An 18,850-nucleotide genomic window follows, 5' to 3' on the forward strand; every position below is an offset into this window, starting at 1 on the left:
AGTCCTAGTGTTGATTGGACACTTTTTCAAGGGGGAAGTGCACTTTCGCGAAGCATCGGTGCACTAAAAAGGTGAGCATTTTTGTAATTAAATACGTCAGCGTGTGAGATTGCTAGCCAAAGGAAATGGGTTTTCGGCCTGTATTTTTGTCCACTTGTGTGTAAGATTTTCCTGGCTTTTGTCGTTTTTTCTTACTCGGCGTTGGTGCCGTTTCGGCGCGTGGAGTGGCAACTGCACGCGGTTGCGGCGTTGCATCAGGTGCTAAGGTTAAATGAAATTCATCACCATTAAAATGCAGAATATCGCCTGAATAAATCTTTTTACGTTTTTGCGTACATATTTCATCGTTGACTGCTACATAACCTTCAGTGATCAATAACTTAGCATGTCCACCAGTTTCTGCTAAGTCGAGCACTTTCAAAAGGTTACACAATTCTATCGGCTCTTCTTCGAGCTCAATTTCAATAAACCCATCTTGCATTTTCATAACCTCAACATGCCGTATTTACCTAACACAGCCAGTGTCTTATTGCCTTGTACGACAGTATATAAAATTACTGCGGTGAATGACGAAACTTTTTCGTTAAATCCGGGGTCTTTAACATTACTGAAGCATTTGGTGTGTATCTTGCACGCCGTCCACGCGATTTGTTTTTATCAGTATTTTATGGAGGCAACGATGGGTATTCGCACAGCATTAAGAAAAGAGCTTATGAATGTAGATAAGACAGATCTAATGACCGCGGATGATGTACGTCACTATGTCAATGAGTCTCTCACACAAGCCAAGGATAAGCTTTCTGTCATCTCCCGATTTAATGAGCATCATAGTCAGGTGCAAGCAGGGCTGCCAAGTCAGGAACTGCACTTACGTCATCAACAGCATCGATTGTTTAAAGATATTCTTTACCCTAAATCTTCTGTTGAAAATTGGTTGTCTAGGTGTTAATTTGAAGCATTAATAAGACTGAGGTTGAAGCATACTTCCCTAGGAAGGTGCATTTCAAACCGAGGCGTAACACCAAGGATGATAATGCAACGTATCTTCGCAATTGCTACTTTATTATTGGGTGGCTGTAGCACCCAAACTTTACATATCTTTGAATCCGGCCTCGATGAAGGTACTAGAGCTAACTTAGTTCAAGCATTAGAAAAGCGAGATATTCATTATCGTTTTACCGAGCTTCCCGTACCGCTACAATATGAGAGTGCACAATTAAATATTCCACCGATGACTTCAGGCGACAATTGGCTTAGGGATATTGAATATGTAGTGAAAGAGATTGGTTTTGATACGCTGACAATTTCAGAATTTAATATGGAAGGGCACCGTTATACACCGAATAACGCGGGGTTGTATCTGGTGCAAAACAGAGCTGCTCAAGCATTGCCAGATCTATTGTTTGCCCACCAATGTAAAGATGATTCTATCCAATTGCAGCTGAAACCCAATGGTCATTGGCAGCAGGTTGGCACTGAGTATCGGGGGCGTTGGATCTATAAAAGTAATTCTCTTACGCTCACGTGGCATGAGAAATCCGAGCAGCACCCCTACCAGCAAGTGTATGCCGAGCGTGAACATACAGTGCAGACATTACAGGGACCCAAGCCTGCAAAAACATTTACCCGCCAGCAGCTTTTCGATGGGCCTGTGCCTGTATTTAACTGTGACTTACAAGTGATCTTTGCTGAGTGAGTTAATAACTCGTTGGGCTCGTGACACTTGCTGCAGGCCGAGTTTCACCTGTTTCGTGGCGGGGACAAATGGAGTAGGAGCCGTTTGCGAGCTCTGAATCACAGGATATTCATGAAGCAAATTAGCATACATGGATTGAGTACTCGGTTTCAGCAAGAAATCAATAAATAGCTCGGCATTGTGTGCATTGGGTGAATGCTTTGCTATCGCAACCGTGGTGGTAGAAATAGGCGTTTTTCCCGAGTGCATTTTCAGAAAGTGGATCTCTAGCTGTTCGGCAAGTGCCTTATCGCGCTTATTCTCGGAGTGCTGCATCATGCTCCAGTAATAGTGATTCGCCAGCGCAAATTCACATTGGCCTTGTGCAAGCGCTCGCAGTTGATCTCTATCTCCTCCAGCAGGACGCTTTGCTAATAGCGTATTAGCGTGGTTGAGCCATGAGGAGTCATTGCTATTTGAAGAAGCGTAGAGGCTCGATGCTAACGTCAAGTTATAACTATGAGACCACTGGCGAATGCAAAACTTACCCTGGTAAAGCGATTTATCTAAATCCGAAAAGTGCTCGGGCAAGGGTGTAGAAACACCTTTTTTACGGAATAATGCGCGTGTCCTTATCGAAACACTGAGCCAACGCTTATCATCATCCTTGAGTTCAGGATTTACTGCTTGCCAATTTGTGATCTTGTCGATAGGACGCAGTAGTGCTTTGTAATCATGCAGCTGAATTAGATCAGAGGTGAGCAACACATCGGCCTTTGAGTCCGCGCCATCGCTTTTGAGACGCTCAAGCAGTTGTGCTGATTTACCATTTACGAGGTTTACGGTGATCCCAGTCTCTTTTTCAAATGCCTGGAGGACAGGTTGAATTAATTCATATTTTCTAAATGAATAGACGTTTACTTGCGAGGTGTGGGGTTGCTTCGCAACCGCTTGACCAAAATGTACCCAAAAGAGCAAAAAAAGAAAAAGTTTACTTTTATTCATTGCAAATAAGAATTATTATCGAATAGGTGTAGCATACAATGTTCGATGAAGATGTCCAGATTTAAACGACGCGTTTTTACAAATGCCATTCTCCATAGTGCTCAGCAGGTTTTTAAGCGAAGGCTTCCTGTGTTGGGGTTCATATTGTTGTTCGCCTGTTTGATATATGTTGGCTTGATAGCGAATGTTTACTACCAAAACCAATCAGAAAGCAAAAGCGCGCAGGAGTTGACGCGGTTAGAGTACTTACTGGATAGTAAGTTGCAACACGTTGCCCACCTACTGTATTCGATAGACGCCTACCTCAATACCCATCAAGATGCTGACTTTTATGAGATAGCGCAATCACAGCTTACCACGGCGAATTTAGGGTTGAGTATGGAAACATACGCAGTGGTTTCACCTGAACAATTCTCCATATTAGAGAAAGTGCAGCGAGAAAGAGGGTATTTTGACTTTAAAGTTAGAGGCAATGTAGATGATCAGGCTAACCAATGGCTGGTGGTTACCCGTGCCGCACCTGTGTCTGAAGTTGGCCAGACAGTCGGGCAGGCGGAGGTACTTGAGAGAGATATTTTTGCAGAGCGGGATGAGAATGACTTAACGACCTATGTCCAGCCAAATAGGCAAAAACTCAGTGTATTGATAGAGCAACCGCGTTTTGGAGAGTTTAAAACGCTACTGGGATTAAGTTTTGAGTTACCTTTTTTATTGGATTCACTATTTGGCCAATTATATCAGCAGCGTAAGCAACACTTATTGGTCTCTTCAAAAAAAGAAATTATTTATAGCTCCGATTGGCAGACACGTTTCGACCTTCAGAATTTAACGCCAAGTGCGGTACACACCATTAATTTTTATGGTTTGCCCATTACCATGCAGTTGTATGATGAGGCGTGTTTACATCCAAGTTGGTTAAATAACCATAGCGTACTGATTGTACTCTTTTTAGGTATTCTGGCCGCCTGTATTTTATTGGTGTGGCTCCAGCTAAGACAACTGAAAAACCGCAATGACACCGTCAATAATTTAGTTGTTGAAAGAACTAAAAGCTTAGAGGTGTCTAACCACAGGTTACAAGTCGAATCTAATAAGCGCTTAGGGGCTTTGCAGCAACAGGTCGCTGCAGAGCGTAAGTATAAAAGTTTATTCGTTAATAGCCATGAAGGTTTATTTGTACTAGACCGCCTGGGCTACATTATTGACTCCAACCCCGCTTTCAATGCGTTACTTTTTGGTGGGCGTATTCCTTCGCCAAATACAGACTTTAGTGCGCTTATGCGAGACTCTGAGTGTCATGAGCAGTGGAACCAGATTGTTGCCACGAAGCAAGCTCACCAAGAAATGGAGTGGTTAGCAAAAGCGGAATCGGGAGAGCATATCTGGCTTAGACATTCAGGGCATTGGCTGCATCAACCGGATAGTTGCCAGTATGAGGGGAGAGTGACGGATATTACTCAGGCTAAACTGTTCCAAGAACAATTGCGATATAAAGCGCAACATGACAGCTTGACCGATCTGCTAAATCGTCAGAGCTTTGTGTCTTTGGTTGATAAGCTCCGTGAGCGTAAATGCGCCAAGTTTACTTTGCTATATATTGACTTAGACCGCTTTAAGCTAATAAACGATACCTTAGGCCATCAAGCCGGCGATAGGCTGCTTATCGAGTTTGCAACAAGAATGCGTATGCTGCTTAGTAGCTATGCCGATATTGCTCGGCTTGGCGGTGATGAATTCGCCGTCCTTATTTACGATGAGCATCTACATGAACCAATTGAGGGGGTGCTTGAAGATATTCTTGCACGGATCCGAGCGCCATTTCTGTACCATGGTAACAGCCACTGTGTAAGTGGTAGCGTTGGCGTACGTCACTTTACCGTTCCGTGTCTACATTGCGATGCTGAGAAGCTACTGCATGATGCCGATATTGCAATGTATGAGGCAAAGAAGCGAGGCAAGAACACTTATCATATATTCACTAATGCTATCGCTTGCGAAGCAGCTCGAAAGATCCAGATTGAGCAAGCGTTACAGGCAATAGTTATGTCTCGCGAACTAAACCTGAATTTGCAACCCGTTTATTGTCAAAAAGGGCAGAATTTAAAAGGGTTCGAAGCGCTACTACGCTGGAATAGCCCAACGCTCGGAGAAGTAAGTCCTGCGGAATTTATTCCCATCGCAGAACAATGCGCGAAGATTTCAGAGCTTGGTCGCTGGGTATTTGATCAGGCGATTAAGTTTATCAATGCCATAGGAGACAGCACCCTTTTTGTCGCGGTTAATGTTTCTCCGTTGCAACTCCAGTCGCAGGAATTTATCGATTGGTTAGTGTCTCGCTGTGAGGATGAAAATGTTGCGATGAAACAAATTAAGCTTGAATTGACAGAATCCGCCATGATGGCAGAGGAAAACATGCTTATAGGGCCGCTGGAGCAACTTCATCAGGCGGGATTTGGCATCTATATTGATGACTTTGGCACAGGTTATAGCAGCCTTTCCCGGCTCAATCATCTTCCTGTGGATGGCATTAAAATAGATAGGGCTTTTATGTCCGGCATTGAGCTGGGCGGTAAGGCGACGCAACTCATTGAAGCAATTTGTGCGATTGCGCACAGCTTTAACCTTGTCGTGACAGCCGAGGGCATTGAAACGGCAGCGCAGCTTGATACGTTATCAAGGCTTTATTGTCATCAAACGCAAGGCTATTTTATGTCGAAGCCGCTGGTTGTGGCAGAAGCTAAACGCCTCGCTTTGCCGAGCAAAAAAGTGCATCAGTTATTTGCCTAGTTAACCTGAGGTTTGGATAACAAAGTGACATCTTATGAGGTAATAGAAACAATGGTTGAAAAAGTAAAAATACCTATTGACCTTAACATGGGTTGAGGTTTTAACCTGCCTTCATCAACTTTTGGAGTCAGTCATGGAATTAGAAGCGAATATCAATCAATATCTTAGCAGCTTATCGTTACAGCACTTTGCTGGGATTGAGCTGGTCACCGAGTTACAACAAAAACACCTCTCTCGTTACGCCTTCTCAAGTATTAATGCCATGTATGGTGAGCGTATGTTGCTTGACCCATTACCACTATTTAACCGCTTAGTGATCAACAAACAAGGAGGCTACTGCTTTGAGCATAACAAGGTGGCATTTTTAGCGTTGCAACAGCTTGGGTTTACGGTAAGGCCGATTCTTGCGAGAGTAATGCTAAATGGTAGCCTCTCCAATCCTCGTTCTCATCGGATGACATTGTTAAATTTGGACGGCGAGCAGTATTTGGTTGATGTGGGGTTTGGAGTGAAGTCTCCTCGTGTACCGATTAACATCAATCAGACCTTAATTATCCAAGGTCGGCAGTCTTATCAGGTACAAAAAACAGCAGACACAGTTAAAGTTACTTTGTTAGAGGAAGGAGAAGCACCGCTCACTTTATATCATGTCGACCTTGCTGAAGTGTTCGAATCCGATTGTGAAGTGGCACACTTTTATTCCCATCAACATCCTGAAGCGGCGTTTGTGAATAACTTAGTGGTTTCTCGAATTACAGATTGCCATCGTTATTTACTGCGTAATCAGAGTTATTTTGAATGGCATGAATGTGATGGCTGTGTTACTGAAACTGCAGTTGAGAGCTTTGCTCAGCTGGAGCAGTTGGTAAAAGAGACATTTTTGCTTGAAACGCCAAGAGCGGTTTTAAAAAGCGTATACGATAAACTCCTAACTCGCGTCGCAAATAAACCAGTCGAACGTTAATTCGACTGGTTTTATGTGAATTAGTTTACGGTATTATCACCTTCTAGCTTAGTCTTCCAACCTAGAAACCACAAAATAGGGGTTAAGATACTCGGCTTTTTGATTATAGCGCAGAGGCTCGCCATTCACTTGGCTGACCTTTGCCCCTGCGATACTCGCCACCGCGTGTCCGGCCCCGGTATCCCACTCTGAAGTTGGGCCAAGACGAGGGTAAACATCGGCTTTACTTTCTGCCACTAAGCATAACTTAAGTGAACTGCCTTTAGGCACCATGTCGACTTGCTCGAAGCGGGTAAGGTACTCAGCTAAATCTGGTGAAGGATGTGAGCGCGAGCCAACTACTTTGATTAAACCTTGATTGGGCTTGGTGGTGACTTTGAGCTCTATGCGAGCTTCACCCGTTTGCTTGAACGCGCCAATACTTTTTTCTGCAAGGTAGCTTTCATTAAGTGCTGGAGCATGAACAACACCAAGAATGGGTTCACCGTTATTGATAAGTGCAATATTTACCGTAAATTCGCCATTTTTCTTGATGAATTCCTTGGTGCCATCAATGGGGTCAACCAGCCAATACTCTTGCCATTGTTGGCGTTCTTGCCAATCTATACCCGCGCTTTCCTCGCTTAATATCGGCATTTCGGGAGTTAGAGTCTTTAGGCCTGCAACAATAATTTTATGTGCAGCGAGATCTGCCTCAGTGACGGGACTTTCATCTTCTTTATATTCAACATTAAAGTCCTTGGCATAAATCTCCATAATCGCTTCACCAGCGCGAATACTTAGATTTAATACTTCTTCCAGCAGATCCGTATGATTCATGACTTACCCTATTAAATTTTTTGACAGTAGATAGTGTATTAGCTGCTGGACAGATTCTTCCAGCGACTGCTCGGAAGTATTTAAACATATTTCTGGACTGATTGGGGGCTCATACGCCGAATCAATGCCAGTAAAGTGTTTTATTTCTCCAGCACGCGCTTTTTTATACAAACCTTTAGGGTCTCGTTGCTCGCAAACTGCAAGCGGCGTATCTAGGTATACTTCAATAAACTCGCCGCTTGCGACTAAGTTACGCACCATATCTCGTTCTGCTTGAAAAGGAGAGATAAAAGCGGTGAGTACCATTAGTCCCGCATCGACCATGAGTTTGCTGAGTTCACCCACTCGACGAATGTTTTCGACTCGGTCTTCATCGCTGAACCCTAAGTCTTTACACAGTCCATGCCTGACATTATCTCCATCAAGGAGGTAGGTATGTATGCCTTTTGCTTGCAGTGCATGCTCAAGAGCATTGGCCACGGTGCTTTTACCTGAGCCTGAAAAGCCTGTAAACCAAAGCACGCAAGGCTTATGACCTTTTAATTCGCTACGTTTTGTTTTATCTACGGCATAGTTATGCCAAACAATATTTTCGTCCATACTTTGCTCTATTAAAATGGAAAGACAAATGGAATAACAGTCAGTACCGTCGCTGAATAAATCAACGACAAGGGCAGTCCCATGGTGACGTAATCACGAATTCGATAGTTGCCTGCGCTATACACCATGAGGTTAGTTTGATAGCCAAAAGGTGAGATAAAGCTCGCGGATGCGCCAAAGGCTACCGCCATTACAAATGGCAATGGACTTACATCAAAGCCACTTGCCAGCGCATAAGCTACTGGGAATGAAAGTGCAGCCGCGGCATTGTTAGTGATGAGTTCGGTAAATATCACAGTCATCACAAAAATGGCGATAAATGCACCGTAAGGACCAAAATCCCCTAACAACCACAATAAGCTCGAAGAAATCTCGGCTGCCAGCCCGGTTTCAATCATTAACTTCGCCAGTCCTATCGCACTGCCAACAATAGCGACAAGCTCAATAGGAAAACGGCGTTTCATCTCTGGGACTTTAATTGTACCGAGCACCACAAGGGCAGCGAGTAACACGATTAACCCTTTTACCAGCGGTACAACTCCAAAGATGCTAAGGCCAACCACTGTCGCAAAACTCGCAAGTACGGTGTTGGACTTATTGCGAGATAGATGTGTTTGTAAATCTAGGCCCGAGATATACACAAATTCGCGTTTGAGATTGGGGAGTGCATAAAAATCGCTGCTTGGTGCTAGTATTAAAGAGTCACCCGCTTGTAATTCGACCTGACCGATCCCACCTTGTAGGCGATCATGACCACGACGTATCGCAATAATAGCAGCATGAAACTGCTCTCTAAAGCGGATCTCTTTAATGGTTTTTCCAAGAAAGCGTGAAGACTGACTGACGACCACTTCCACCAAGTGCTCAACGTCTTTCTCGTGTTTATCATGGACCATCTTTAATCCATCGAAACGCTGTAACAGTGGCACTGAGTTGATGTCGCCCACAAATAGCAGAACATCACCAGCAAGAATTTCTTGTTGTGGCGTAACGGCGCAGATCCGTCGTTCACCACGAATGATTTCAGCAAGAAATAAGTCTTTGAGGTCGCGCAGGCCGTTTTCTTCAACTGTGCGGCCAACTAGCTTGGAGCTTGGCTCAACTTTCCCTTCTAAATAAAACGGCACGACCTCATCATTATTTTTGCCGTTGTCGGGCAAATATTTGAGCATAATCGTGATGGTCAATAAACCAACACTCAGGACGGCAAGACCAACTAAGGTAAAGTCAAAAAAGCCCAGCGGTGCCATCCCTGCTTCTACGGCAAAGCCATTAACAATAAGGTTGGTAGAAGTACCTATTAGCGTTAACGTACCACCTAAAATAGCGGTATAAGAAAGCGGTAATAGCAGCTTAGAAGGCGCGTGTGTTTTGCTCTCTTTAACGGTGGTGATCAGCGAAGCAACCACCGCAGTGTTATTGGTAAAAGAAGACAAAAAGGCGGTGGATAAACCCAGTTTAATCACCGCTTTTGCGAGACTACCTTGTGCCATTGAGTGGGCGAGTTTTTTGACTAAGGTTGTTTTTTCAATCGCAATAGAAACTAGGATAAGTAGCACAAGCGTGATTAAAGACGGGTTCGCATAATTCACCAACATCGATTCAAGATCGATGAGGCCAGTCAAATAACTAGTGGCGATTGCGCCTGTGAATAGCCATGCAGCGTTAATGCGTGTGGCAAAAAGACACACGACTAACGCTAGCATAATGCCTGTTAAAATGACTTGTTCCATAATGACGTCATACCTCGTCTAACAGGCTAAATTGCATTATTTTAGCTTCGAAATATCAAGCGCTTGCCAATGAGGGAAGTGCTTGCGAATTAATGCATTAAACTCAATCTCAAATTCACTAAACTGACTTGAGGACGTTGCTGTTGCGGCTTGAAGCGTTTCCACCATACCTGCACCTATGGTTAGGTTAGATAGGCGATCAATTAAGATAAACGAGCCGGTTTCACGATTATTTAAATACTCATCCGCAACGACATTTTCTGTCAGCTCGATGGTTACGATAGCAATTTCATTTAATGACAATGAATCGGCTTGGCCGTGCTCAAGTGTATTCACATCGATAGTGTGCTCGATATTTTTCACGATTGCCGCGGTTTTCTTGCTACCCAATTTAAGGTTATAACTTTTACCCAATTGTAGTGGTGTTTCGTGCATCCATACCAGCTTAGCAGTGATCTGATTCGTCACCTGAGCAGTGGACTCAGCAGGCACAATCACATCACCACGACTCACATCGACTTCGTCTGCTAATGTGATAGTGAATGCTTGTCCGGTTTCCACTTGAGTTAGATTGCCATCAAAAGTCACGAGTTCTTTAATGGTTGAAGTCTTACCTGATGGCAATACTTTAACCGCTTGGCCAACGCTTAAGCTACCAGAGGTTAATGTGCCTTGGAAACCACGAAAGTCTAGATTAGGACGCACAACATATTGCACCGGGAAGCGCGCTTCAAAACCATGATTAGGCTCTGCCGCAGGAGAGTCTTCCAGCAGTTCCAGCAATGGTTTGTCTTGATAATAAGGCGTTTTTTCTGAGCGATTTACAACATTGTCGCCTTTAAGTGCTGACATTGGCACAAAGCGAATATCTCGTACGTTCAGTTGTTCAGCAAATTTCAAATAGTCGGCCTTTATGCGCTCAAATACGGCCTCATCAAAATCAACAATATCCATCTTGTTTATCGCGACAACGAACTGTTTGATACCCAGTGAATCACAAATAAAGCTATGGCGTTTAGTCTGAACTTGGACACCATAACGGGCATCGACAAGAATAATGGCCAAATCACTGGTCGAAGCACCCGTAACCATATTACGTGTGTATTGCTCGTGTCCCGGCGTATCGGCAATAATAAATTTACGCTTCGCTGTCGAGAAATAGCGGTAAGCCACATCAATGGTAATACCTTGCTCACGCTCCGCTTGTAAGCCATCAACGAGTAACGCTAAATCTAGATCTTCACCCGCATTGCCGACTTTTTCATTGTCTTTGTGTAGTGCAGCTAATTGGTCTTCATAGATTTGATGGCTATCGTGCAGGAGACGGCCGATCAGCGTTGATTTACCGTCATCTACGCTGCCGCAGGTCATCATACGCAACAAGCTCTTGTCTTGCTGACGCGCTAAGTAGGTTTCAATGCCTAATTCTTTCACTTCATTTGCTGTTGACATTAGAAATACCCCTCGCGCTTTTTCTTCTCCATTGATCCTGATGAATCATGATCAATCACTCGTCCTTCACGTTCTGACGACGTAGATAACAACATTTCTTCGATAATTCCAGTGAGTGTATCGGCTTCTGATTCAACTGCACCCGTTAGTGGGTAACAGCCAAGCGTTCTGAAGCGTACTGATTTCATTTCTGGCACTTCACCTTCAGCAAGTGGCATGCGGTCGTCATCGACCATAATTAACGTCCCGTTACGCTCGACAACCGGTCTTGGCTTCGAGAGGTAAAGTGGCACTATCTCAATACCTTCTTGGTAGATATATTGCCAAATATCGAGCTCTGTCCAGTTTGATAATGGGAAAACACGAATGCTTTCGCCAGGGTTCACTTGACCGTTATACGTATTCCATAACTCCGGACGTTGGTTTTTAGGATCCCAGCGATGGTGTTTATCTCTAAATGAGTAAACTCTTTCTTTTGCGCGAGATTTTTCTTCATCACGGCGCGCACCACCAAAAGCCGCATCAAAACCATATTGATCTAGCGCTTGCTTAAGGCCTTGTGTTTTCATGATATCGGTATGCTTAGATGAACCATGAACAAATGGACTTATGTTCATCTCTAGCCCTTCTGGGTTTTTGTGCACAAGCAGTTCAAATCCATACTCTTTTGCTAATCTATCGCGAAACTCGATCATTTCTCTAAATTTCCAATTGGTATCAACGTGGAGTAGAGGAAAAGGGATCTTCGCAGGGTAGAAAGCCTTACGAGCAAGATGAAGCAGTACCGACGAGTCTTTACCAATCGAGTACAGCATTACCGGGTTTTCAAACTCTGCGGCAACCTCTCGGATGATCTTTATGCTCTCAGCTTCGAGTTGCTGGAGATGGGTTAAAGCCATGATTAATGTCCTACTTATAAATTTAACTATCTGTTACGGTTATTACGCGACTTGCGTAATGGGTTGAGCAAAGCTACTGATTTGATTGTTCTTATTAAACCAAGCTAATTGCTCATGTAATGCTGCTACTTCACCAATAATCAATAGTGCTGGCGACTGAATATCATGCGCAGTAATAGTCTGTGCAAGTTGATCTAATTGTGTTCTTACTACACGCTGAGATTTACGCGTGCCATTCTCAACAATTGCTACAGGTGTATTCGGCGAGCGGCCATGAGCGAGTAATTGCGCGTGAATGTGTGGCGATTTAATCACTCCCATGTATACAGCAAGCGTTTGATTCGCCTTAGCTAAGCCTTCCCAGTCGAGTTCTTGTCCATCTTGCTTGCAATGCCCAGTCACAAATTGAATAGCTTGAGCATGATCTCTATGAGTTAATGGAATACCAGCGTATGCGCTACATCCTGCTGCAGCAGTAATGCCCGGAACAATTTGATATTTAACGTTATTTTCTGCCAACACCTGCACTTCTTCGCCACCGCGACCGTAAATAAATGGGTCGCCGCCTTTTATCCTACAAACCTTTTTACCTTGTTTGGCTAAATCAACCAAAATCTCGTTGGTGTGTTCTTGTTTAACACTATGATTACCGGCTTTTTTGCCCACGCAGATTAAATCAGCGTCACGACGTACAAGATCCATGATTTCGTCAGATACCAGATAATCATACACTACCACATCGGCTTGTTGCATTAGTTGTAATGCCTTAAGCGTCAGTAGCTCAGGGTCGCCAGGACCCGCACCGACGACATAAACCTCGCCTTCAGGGGAGGGAGTGCTTTCTAGCATGGCTTCAAGTTGAATTTGTGCATTTTCATTGTTACCAGCTTGTACTTCACTTACCACATTTGAATCAAAGACAGATTCCCAAAACTGACGGCGGTCAGCAAAGTGTTTAAAGCGCGCTTTCACTTTATGTCTGAATTGACCGACAAGCGTTGCCAGCGGACCTATATGCTGTGGAATAAGGGTTTCTAACTTCTCTCGTAATCGTCTTGCAAGGACGGGCGCAGTTCCAGCACTGGATATGGCAATCGTTATAGGGTTTCTATCCACGATTGACGGAAAAATAAAATTACACTTTGGTTGGTCGTCGACTACGTTAACGAAAAGGTTTCGCGCTTCAGCAAGCTCTGCCACCTCTGCATTTACGGCTTCAATATCCGTTGCCGCAACGACTAACATGGCATTATCTAGGTCTGATGCATCAAATGGCTTATGTCGAAGTGCAACGCTTGCATCCGCTGCTAGTGATAAAAGCTCAGTGCAAAACTCAGGTGAAACCAAAGTGACTGCTGCATTGGCTTTCAAAAAGGCGCGACACTTCCTCAGCGCAACCTCACCACCACCTACAATCAATACAGGTTTATTTTCTAGTTTGGTAAAAATTGGCAAGTATTGCACGATAACCTCTGCTAAACATCACGACGGTTGATATCAATATTGATTGATATCAGTAATAGAGCGCAGCATATAGAGTTGCAAATGTGGGAAAAAATAATTTAAACCGACTCCATATAACCAAAAGTTATAAAGAAAGTGGTTAAATGTAATTTTCTTTTTGTTTCATTAGGTTAACTTAAGTTTTTGCTGTGATTTGACGATTATAGTGTTTGGTTATGAGATATTCATTTAATGAACAATAGTAAAAACCGCGTCCGACAGCTAATTGTATGCGGACATTTGTCCTATTGTTGGTCCTGTTGTATGCATTTAACTAGGCTTATTACATAGAATGAAAAGGAACACGGTAATGACTTTACAATCTGATGCTCGGTTGTCGCTGAGTTTAATGGATTTAACCTCTTTGAAAGAGGACGATACGCCGGCAAGTATTCTCGCATTATTGAATAGCATTAACCCTGATATCGGACTACCAGCGGCGATTTGTGTGTATCCGCAGTTTGTGATGTTAGTAAAAGAAGAGTTGGAAAAGCGTGAGTGGCTGCAGATAAAAGTGGCAACGGTGACCAACTTCCCATCTGGAGAACAAAAGCTCCAGCAGGTCGTTGCACAAACTCATTCAGCAATCGCAGATGGTGCCGACGAAATTGATCTTGTGCTTCCTTATCAGCAGCTGATGGCGGGTGACCCAGATACACCTTGGCAATATGTGCATTCAAGCAAGCTTGCTTGTCAAGGTAAAGCAAAGCTCAAGGTCATCATCGAAAGTGGCGTATTGGCTAAACCAAAGCTCATTGCGGAAGCCGCGCAGCTTGCCATTATGGCGGGCGCGGACTTTGTTAAAACAAGTACAGGAAAGGTTGCTGTCAATGCTACACCTGAAGCGGCTGAAGTTATCCTTAAGACAATCAAAAGCAGCGGTAAATCGGTTGGATTTAAAGCGGCCGGTGGAGTAAAGTCAGTAGTTGAAGCACAGCGATATTTACGATTGGCTGAAGAAATTATGGGGGCCGAGTGGCTCAATGCCAAGAATTTTAGATTCGGTGCTTCAAGCTTATTGAGTGATGTAGCAGTGGTTGTGAATGGACAGAGCGAGTGAAGCAGAAAAAATAAAACTTGAGCATGACGCTGCTAAACTGTTTTTACGCAGTTATGAAAAGCAGTTTGCAGTGCATATGCGCCATATTTGGCACAATGAGCCCAATAAGCCGGACGTCAGTTGTTATCAAGGAAAAATACAGCTTGATATAGAAATAGCCCATTTTTATGCAAGTGAGAAAGAAGCTATGGCTGTGCTTGGGCGTCAGTTGTCTCTCTCCACGCAAAGAGAGCTGGCAGCAATGAGTCAAGCCGCTGACTCCGAACAACTGAGTATCGGCTTACAGCGGCTGCTCAATCAAAAAGCCAAAAAATACTATGATTCACAACGTGTTTGGTTGTTAATTCGAAATGCTAGCCCCATCTATCATCTTGACGATTTTAAGCGCTTAAAAGCCACTTGGGAGATCCCTGATTGTCATCCATTTGAGCAAGTTTGGGTGCTTTGTGATTTTTATCACGGAGATTTATTGCGTCTTTTCTGAAGACGTCGTAAAACCAAGTTTAGATTAAATGTTACTTTGCATATCTTTTACACTTGTTTTCGTTTGCTTCGTCAGTATAATGGGCATCCACTTTGCAGGGGCGTAGTTCCAATTGGTAGAACAGCGGTCTCCAAAACCGATGGTTGCGGGTTCGAGTCCTGCCGCCCCTGCCAATTCAGCAACAAGTCCACATTTAAAATAACGTGACCCAAAACCACTTAAGTCGCTTATTTGTAAATTTGGATTGAATGGATTTACCCTGTTCTATGCAGGGTTGTTGTGTCTGTATTTAAGGTAAAATTGATTATGAGCACTAATGTTGAAAACTCGTCAAGCTCGATGGACACGGTAAAGTGGCTAGCTGCTATTGCACTTCTAACTGGTGCTGTAGTTGGTAATTATCTATATGCCGATTTATCTGTTTTAGTACGCGCTGTTGGCGTAGTTGCAGCTATTGCTGCGGCTTTGGGCATTTTGGTAACGACTGAAAAAGGCCGTACCTTTATCGCTTTTGCTAAAGAATCACGTATTGAAGTACGTAAAGTTATCTGGCCAACGCGTCAGGAAGCGACTCACACTACTTTCATCGTGATCATTGCAACGGTGATTATGGCATTAATCCTATGGGGATTAGATGGTATACTTTTCCGTGCAGTAGGCTTTTTAACTGGATTGGAGATCTGATCCCATGTCGGATGAGAACAAAGAAAAGAAATTACGTTGGTACGTGATCCAAGCGTTTTCGGGTTTTGAAAAACGCGTAGCACAAACCATTATCGAGCATATTAAAATCGAAGGGTTAGAAGACCTATTCGGTGAGATCCTTGTGCCGACTGAAGAAGTGGTTGAAATGCGTGCAGGTCAGAAACGTAAATCTGAGCGTAAATTCTTCCCTGGCTATGTATTAGTTCAAATGGTAATGGACGATGCTTCTTGGCACTTGGTGAATAGTACACCGCGTGTAATGGGCTTTGTTGGTGGTACGTCAGACCGTCCTGCACCAATCAGTCAAAAAGAAGCGGATCGTATTCTTAACCGTCTACAAGAAAATGCTGAAGCACCGAAACCTGCTACTTTATTTGAGCCGGGTGAAGTGGTTCGTGTTACAGATGGTCCATTTGCTGACTTCAACGGTGTGGTTGAAGAAGTGGATTACGAAAAGAGTCGCCTGAAAGTTTCGGTACTTATTTTCGGTCGTTCAACACCTGTAGACCTAGAATTTGGTCAGGTTGAGAAAGACAAATAAATTCTAACTTGAAAAAGTTGTCAAAGGCCGCTGATTAATCTATAATCAGCGGCCTTTTTGTTGTACGCAAAAATATGCGGCAAAAAGACTGAATTTTTTAACTGGGAAGCCGTTTGAGTACGCGTCCTCGCGCGCACGAGGCAAAGACCCACAATTGAGGTATTATCATGGCTAAGAAAGTTGAAGCTCTAATCAAGCTACAAGTTGCTGCTGGTATGGCTAACCCTAGTCCTCCAGTAGGTCCTGCACTAGGTCAACACGGTGTAAACATCATGGAATTCTGTAAAGCGTTCAACGCACGTACAGAGTCTATCGAAAAAGGCGCACCTGTTCCTGTTGTTATTTCTGTTTACAGTGACCGTTCTTTCACTTTTGAAATGAAGACTCCACCTGCGGCATACCTTCTTAAGAAGGCTGCTGGTATCAAGTCTGGTTCTGGTCGTCCTAACACTGAAAAAGTTGGTACAGTTACTCGTGCTCAACTTGAAGAGATCGTTGAGACGAAACGTCCAGATCTTACTGCTGCTGATATGGACGCAGCTGTACGCACGATTGCAGGTTCTGCACGTGCAATGGGCTTGAACGTAGAGGAGTAATTGAGAATGGCTAAATTAACTAAGCGTATGCGTACTATCCGCGAGAAAGTGGATGCGACTAAAGAGTACGAAATCAACGAAGCTGTTGCTCTTCTAAAAGAACTTGCTACTGCTAAGTTCGTTGAAAGTGTTGACGTTGCTGTAAACTTAGGTATCGATGCTCGTAAATCTGACCAAAACGTACGTGGTGCAACTGTACTACCTCACGGTACTGGTCGTGATGTACGCGTAGCGGTATTCACTCAAGGTGCAAATGCTGAAGCTGCTAAAGAAGCTGGTGCTGATTTAGTAGGTATGGAAGACCTTGCAGAGCAAGTTAAGAAAGGCGAAATGAACTTTGACGTTGTTGTTGCTTCTCCAGATGCAATGCGCGTTGTTGGTCAGCTAGGTCAAATCCTAGGTCCACGTGGTCTTATGCCTAACCCTAAGACAGGTACTGTAACGCCTAACGTTGCAGAAGCTGTTAAGAACGCTAAAGCTGGTCAGGTTCGTTACCGTAACGATAAGAACGGTATCATCCACACTACTATCGGTAAAGTAGACTTTGACGCTAACCAACTTCAAGAAAACCTTGAAGCGCTAATCATCGCGCTTAAGAAGGCTAAGCCTTCTACTGCAAAAGGTACTTTCGTGAAGAAAGTAAGCATCTCTACTACGATGGGTGCTGGTGTTGCTTTAGACCAAGCTACTCTAAATACTCAAGTAGTATAATTTAGAGTTTAGCGTTTACATGGCGTAAAAATTAGACTATAATTTTGCGCCATTTTGTAGAGAAGTGTACTTCTTTACAAAGCAAAGAATTCGGGTTGAAGCGCATAATTTCGAAAATTGTTTCCATCATGGTCTACAATGAATCGATAAATTGCGCTTCCGTCCAAGACCGTAGGTGGCTTCGGCCTTAATCGTCCTACGTAGACGGTGTGAATCCCAGCTAGATTTTCCTAATCTTCTGGCTCTCGCCGTAAAAAGCATCTCTGCTAAAGTTTTTAGCAGGGTAGAGTAGAACTGAAAAACATGTTTGTTTTTCTATAAACCAGGAGTAACACCCATGGCTTTAAATCTTCAAGACAAAAAAGCAATTGTTGCTGAAGTCAACGAAGCTGCCAAAGGTGCTCTTTCAGCAGTTGTTGCTGATTCTCGTGGTGTAACAGTAGGTGCAATCACTGCTCTTCGTAAAGAAGCTCGTGAAGCTGGTGTATGGATGAAAGTTGTTCGTAACACCCTAGCTAGACGTGCGGTTGAAGGCACTGATTACGAATGCCTAAATGAATCACTAGTTGGTCCAAGCCTAATCGCTTTCTCTTCAGAGCACCCTGGTGCTGCTGCGCGTATCTTTGCAGATTTCGCGAAAAAGAACGAAGCATTTGAGCTTAAAACTGCTGCATTCGAAGGCAAAATCGTTGACGTAGATATGCTTGCTAAGCTACCTACTTACGACGAAGCTGTTGCACGCTTAATGAGCGCTATGAAAGAAGCGTCTGCTGGCAAATTGTGTAAAACAATTGAAGCGGTACGTGTACAGAAAGCTGAGCAAGCTGCTTAATTTAAGCAACGCTCCTTTCTTTAATAAATTTTTTGAACCGCATGGGTTCGTAAATAATTAGGAAATTTGAAATGTCTGTATCTAAAGACCAAATCCTTGACGCTATTGCTGAAATGTCAGTAATGGAAGTTGTTGAACTAGTTGAAGCTATGGAAGAGAAGTTCGGTGTAACTGCAGCTGCTGCTGTTGTTGCTGCTGGTCCTGCTGAAGCTGCTGAAGAAAAGACTGAGTTCGACGTAATCCTAGCTGCTGCTGGCGGTAACAAAGTTGCTGCAATCAAAGCGGTACGTGGCGCAACAGGTCTAGGCCTTAAAGAAGCTAAAGCGCTAGTTGAGTCTGCTCCTGCACCTATCAAAGAAGGTGTATCTAAGGAAGAAGCTGAAGCGCTTAAGAAAGATCTTGAAGAAGCTGGTGCTGAAGTTGAGATCAAGTAATCTAGCTCCCGCTAGGTTCGCTGCCTGAGAAATCAGGCAAGGGCTGGTGA

General features: G+C 43.8%; 20 protein-coding genes and 1 tRNA gene. 13 read left to right on the plus strand and 8 right to left on the minus strand.

The genetic code is table 11. From position 1 onward, the window contains the following. Positions 1 to 112: 112 nt before the first annotated feature. On the minus strand, positions 113 to 481 hold the full coding sequence (locus QSH61_RS01410; RefSeq protein ID WP_206471687.1) for an RNA-binding S4 domain-containing protein: 369 nt from the start codon (positions 479 to 481) through the stop codon (positions 113 to 115). 198 nt (positions 482 to 679) lie between these two features. Between QSH61_RS01410 and QSH61_RS01415 the strand changes: the two genes are divergently transcribed. Both QSH61_RS01415 and QSH61_RS01420 read left to right on the plus strand, forming a co-directional pair. After that, positions 680 to 949 carry a hypothetical protein gene (locus QSH61_RS01415; RefSeq protein ID WP_010607806.1) on the plus strand — a complete coding sequence of 90 codons (270 nt, stop codon included), beginning with the start codon at positions 680 to 682 and terminating at the stop codon, positions 947 to 949. An 84-nt stretch (positions 950 to 1,033) separates the two neighbouring features. Then, a complete protein-coding gene (locus QSH61_RS01420; protein ID WP_174170881.1) occupies positions 1,034 to 1,696 on the plus strand; it encodes a hypothetical protein in 663 nt (220 codons plus the stop codon). Here the strand turns inward: QSH61_RS01420 and QSH61_RS01425 are convergent. Beyond that, positions 1,673 to 2,653: an extracellular solute-binding protein gene (locus tag QSH61_RS01425; RefSeq protein WP_227387582.1), complete on the minus strand. Its 981-nt coding sequence runs from the start codon at positions 2,651 to 2,653 to the stop codon at positions 1,673 to 1,675. The genes QSH61_RS01420 and QSH61_RS01425 overlap by 24 nt on opposite strands. Before the next feature lie 156 nt (positions 2,654 to 2,809). Here QSH61_RS01425 and QSH61_RS01430 point away from each other — a divergent pair, with 156 nt between their 5' ends. Beyond that, entirely contained in the window at positions 2,810 to 5,467 is a 2,658-nt protein-coding gene (locus QSH61_RS01430) for a putative bifunctional diguanylate cyclase/phosphodiesterase (protein WP_249122743.1), read from the plus strand. A 133-nt stretch (positions 5,468 to 5,600) separates the two neighbouring features. Beyond that, a complete protein-coding gene (locus QSH61_RS01435) occupies positions 5,601 to 6,431 on the plus strand; it encodes an arylamine N-acetyltransferase family protein (RefSeq protein WP_206471689.1) in 831 nt (276 codons plus the stop codon). 48 nt (positions 6,432 to 6,479) lie between these two features. Here QSH61_RS01435 and cysQ read toward each other — a convergent pair whose 3' ends face one another. The 6 genes from cysQ to cysG are packed head-to-tail and all read right to left on the minus strand — an operon-like array spanning position 6,480 to position 13,398. Beyond that, positions 6,480 to 7,250: a 3'(2'),5'-bisphosphate nucleotidase CysQ gene (gene cysQ, locus QSH61_RS01440; RefSeq protein ID WP_010376240.1), complete on the minus strand. Its 771-nt coding sequence runs from the start codon at positions 7,248 to 7,250 to the stop codon at positions 6,480 to 6,482. Between the two features lie 3 nt (positions 7,251 to 7,253). Then, on the minus strand, positions 7,254 to 7,850 hold the full coding sequence (gene cysC / locus QSH61_RS01445) for an adenylyl-sulfate kinase (protein ID WP_010607813.1): 597 nt from the start codon (positions 7,848 to 7,850) through the stop codon (positions 7,254 to 7,256). 11 nt (positions 7,851 to 7,861) lie between these two features. After that, positions 7,862 to 9,586 (minus strand): SLC13 family permease, encoded by a 1,725-nt coding sequence (locus QSH61_RS01450; protein ID WP_206471697.1) that lies wholly within the window; start codon positions 9,584 to 9,586, stop codon positions 7,862 to 7,864. A 33-nt stretch (positions 9,587 to 9,619) separates the two neighbouring features. Continuing rightward, positions 9,620 to 11,035 carry a sulfate adenylyltransferase subunit CysN gene (cysN, locus tag QSH61_RS01455; protein WP_206471690.1) on the minus strand — a complete coding sequence of 472 codons (1,416 nt, stop codon included), beginning with the start codon at positions 11,033 to 11,035 and terminating at the stop codon, positions 9,620 to 9,622. Continuing rightward, entirely contained in the window at positions 11,035 to 11,934 is a 900-nt protein-coding gene (gene cysD, locus QSH61_RS01460; protein ID WP_010376235.1) for a sulfate adenylyltransferase subunit CysD, read from the minus strand. The genes cysN and cysD overlap by 1 nt, the downstream gene beginning before the upstream one ends. Before the next feature lie 42 nt (positions 11,935 to 11,976). Next, positions 11,977 to 13,398 carry a siroheme synthase CysG gene (cysG, locus tag QSH61_RS01465; protein WP_206471691.1) on the minus strand — a complete coding sequence of 474 codons (1,422 nt, stop codon included), beginning with the start codon at positions 13,396 to 13,398 and terminating at the stop codon, positions 11,977 to 11,979. A gap of 349 nt (positions 13,399 to 13,747) precedes the next feature. Here cysG and deoC point away from each other — a divergent pair, with 349 nt between their 5' ends. From deoC to rplL, 9 genes are all read left to right on the plus strand, one after another. Beyond that, positions 13,748 to 14,497 carry a deoxyribose-phosphate aldolase gene (gene deoC / locus QSH61_RS01470; RefSeq protein ID WP_206471692.1) on the plus strand — a complete coding sequence of 250 codons (750 nt, stop codon included), beginning with the start codon at positions 13,748 to 13,750 and terminating at the stop codon, positions 14,495 to 14,497. Further along, positions 14,481 to 14,981: a hypothetical protein gene (locus QSH61_RS01475; RefSeq protein ID WP_174170875.1), complete on the plus strand. Its 501-nt coding sequence runs from the start codon at positions 14,481 to 14,483 to the stop codon at positions 14,979 to 14,981. Before deoC ends, QSH61_RS01475 begins: the two co-directional genes overlap by 17 nt. Before the next feature lie 96 nt (positions 14,982 to 15,077). Beyond that, positions 15,078 to 15,154, plus strand: a tRNA-Trp gene (locus tag QSH61_RS01480). Positions 15,155 to 15,287: 133 nt separating this feature from the next. Further along, a complete protein-coding gene (gene secE / locus QSH61_RS01485) occupies positions 15,288 to 15,665 on the plus strand; it encodes a preprotein translocase subunit SecE (protein ID WP_010376231.1) in 378 nt (125 codons plus the stop codon). Positions 15,666 to 15,669: 4 nt separating this feature from the next. Then, on the plus strand, positions 15,670 to 16,227 hold the full coding sequence (nusG, locus tag QSH61_RS01490; RefSeq protein ID WP_010376230.1) for a transcription termination/antitermination protein NusG: 558 nt from the start codon (positions 15,670 to 15,672) through the stop codon (positions 16,225 to 16,227). Between the two features lie 167 nt (positions 16,228 to 16,394). After that, entirely contained in the window at positions 16,395 to 16,823 is a 429-nt protein-coding gene (gene rplK / locus QSH61_RS01495; protein ID WP_010376229.1) for a 50S ribosomal protein L11, read from the plus strand. 6 nt (positions 16,824 to 16,829) lie between these two features. After that, on the plus strand, positions 16,830 to 17,534 hold the full coding sequence (rplA, locus tag QSH61_RS01500) for a 50S ribosomal protein L1 (protein ID WP_010376228.1): 705 nt from the start codon (positions 16,830 to 16,832) through the stop codon (positions 17,532 to 17,534). Between the two features lie 337 nt (positions 17,535 to 17,871). Further along, on the plus strand, positions 17,872 to 18,366 hold the full coding sequence (gene rplJ / locus QSH61_RS01505) for a 50S ribosomal protein L10 (RefSeq protein WP_010376227.1): 495 nt from the start codon (positions 17,872 to 17,874) through the stop codon (positions 18,364 to 18,366). A 71-nt stretch (positions 18,367 to 18,437) separates the two neighbouring features. Continuing rightward, positions 18,438 to 18,800: a 50S ribosomal protein L7/L12 gene (gene rplL / locus QSH61_RS01510; protein ID WP_010562297.1), complete on the plus strand. Its 363-nt coding sequence runs from the start codon at positions 18,438 to 18,440 to the stop codon at positions 18,798 to 18,800. Positions 18,801 to 18,850 lie beyond the last annotated feature (50 nt).

The sequence above is a fragment of the Pseudoalteromonas sp. JC3 genome (assembly GCF_030291895.1).
Taxonomy (GTDB): domain Bacteria; phylum Pseudomonadota; class Gammaproteobacteria; order Enterobacterales; family Alteromonadaceae; genus Pseudoalteromonas.

Coding starts and splice junctions, on each gene's coding strand:
- nusG (WP_010376230.1), top strand. CDS start 15,670: ATGTCGGATGAGAACAAAGAAAAGAAATTACGTTGGTACGTGATCCAA.
- QSH61_RS01435 (WP_206471689.1), top strand. CDS start 5,601: ATGGAATTAGAAGCGAATATCAATCAATATCTTAGCAGCTTATCGTTA.
- cysN (WP_206471690.1), bottom strand. CDS start 11,035: ATGTCAACAGCAAATGAAGTGAAAGAATTAGGCATTGAAACCTACTTA.
- cysQ (WP_010376240.1), bottom strand. CDS start 7,250: ATGAATCATACGGATCTGCTGGAAGAAGTATTAAATCTAAGTATTCGC.
- cysD (WP_010376235.1), bottom strand. CDS start 11,934: ATGGCTTTAACCCATCTCCAGCAACTCGAAGCTGAGAGCATAAAGATC.
- cysC (WP_010607813.1), bottom strand. CDS start 7,850: ATGGACGAAAATATTGTTTGGCATAACTATGCCGTAGATAAAACAAAA.
- QSH61_RS01420 (WP_174170881.1), top strand. CDS start 1,034: ATGCAACGTATCTTCGCAATTGCTACTTTATTATTGGGTGGCTGTAGC.
- rplL (WP_010562297.1), top strand. CDS start 18,438: ATGTCTGTATCTAAAGACCAAATCCTTGACGCTATTGCTGAAATGTCA.
- secE (WP_010376231.1), top strand. CDS start 15,288: ATGAGCACTAATGTTGAAAACTCGTCAAGCTCGATGGACACGGTAAAG.
- rplA (WP_010376228.1), top strand. CDS start 16,830: ATGGCTAAATTAACTAAGCGTATGCGTACTATCCGCGAGAAAGTGGAT.
- QSH61_RS01475 (WP_174170875.1), top strand. CDS start 14,481: ATGGACAGAGCGAGTGAAGCAGAAAAAATAAAACTTGAGCATGACGCT.
- rplK (WP_010376229.1), top strand. CDS start 16,395: ATGGCTAAGAAAGTTGAAGCTCTAATCAAGCTACAAGTTGCTGCTGGT.
- rplJ (WP_010376227.1), top strand. CDS start 17,872: ATGGCTTTAAATCTTCAAGACAAAAAAGCAATTGTTGCTGAAGTCAAC.
- QSH61_RS01415 (WP_010607806.1), top strand. CDS start 680: ATGGGTATTCGCACAGCATTAAGAAAAGAGCTTATGAATGTAGATAAG.
- deoC (WP_206471692.1), top strand. CDS start 13,748: ATGACTTTACAATCTGATGCTCGGTTGTCGCTGAGTTTAATGGATTTA.
- QSH61_RS01410 (WP_206471687.1), bottom strand. CDS start 481: ATGCAAGATGGGTTTATTGAAATTGAGCTCGAAGAAGAGCCGATAGAA.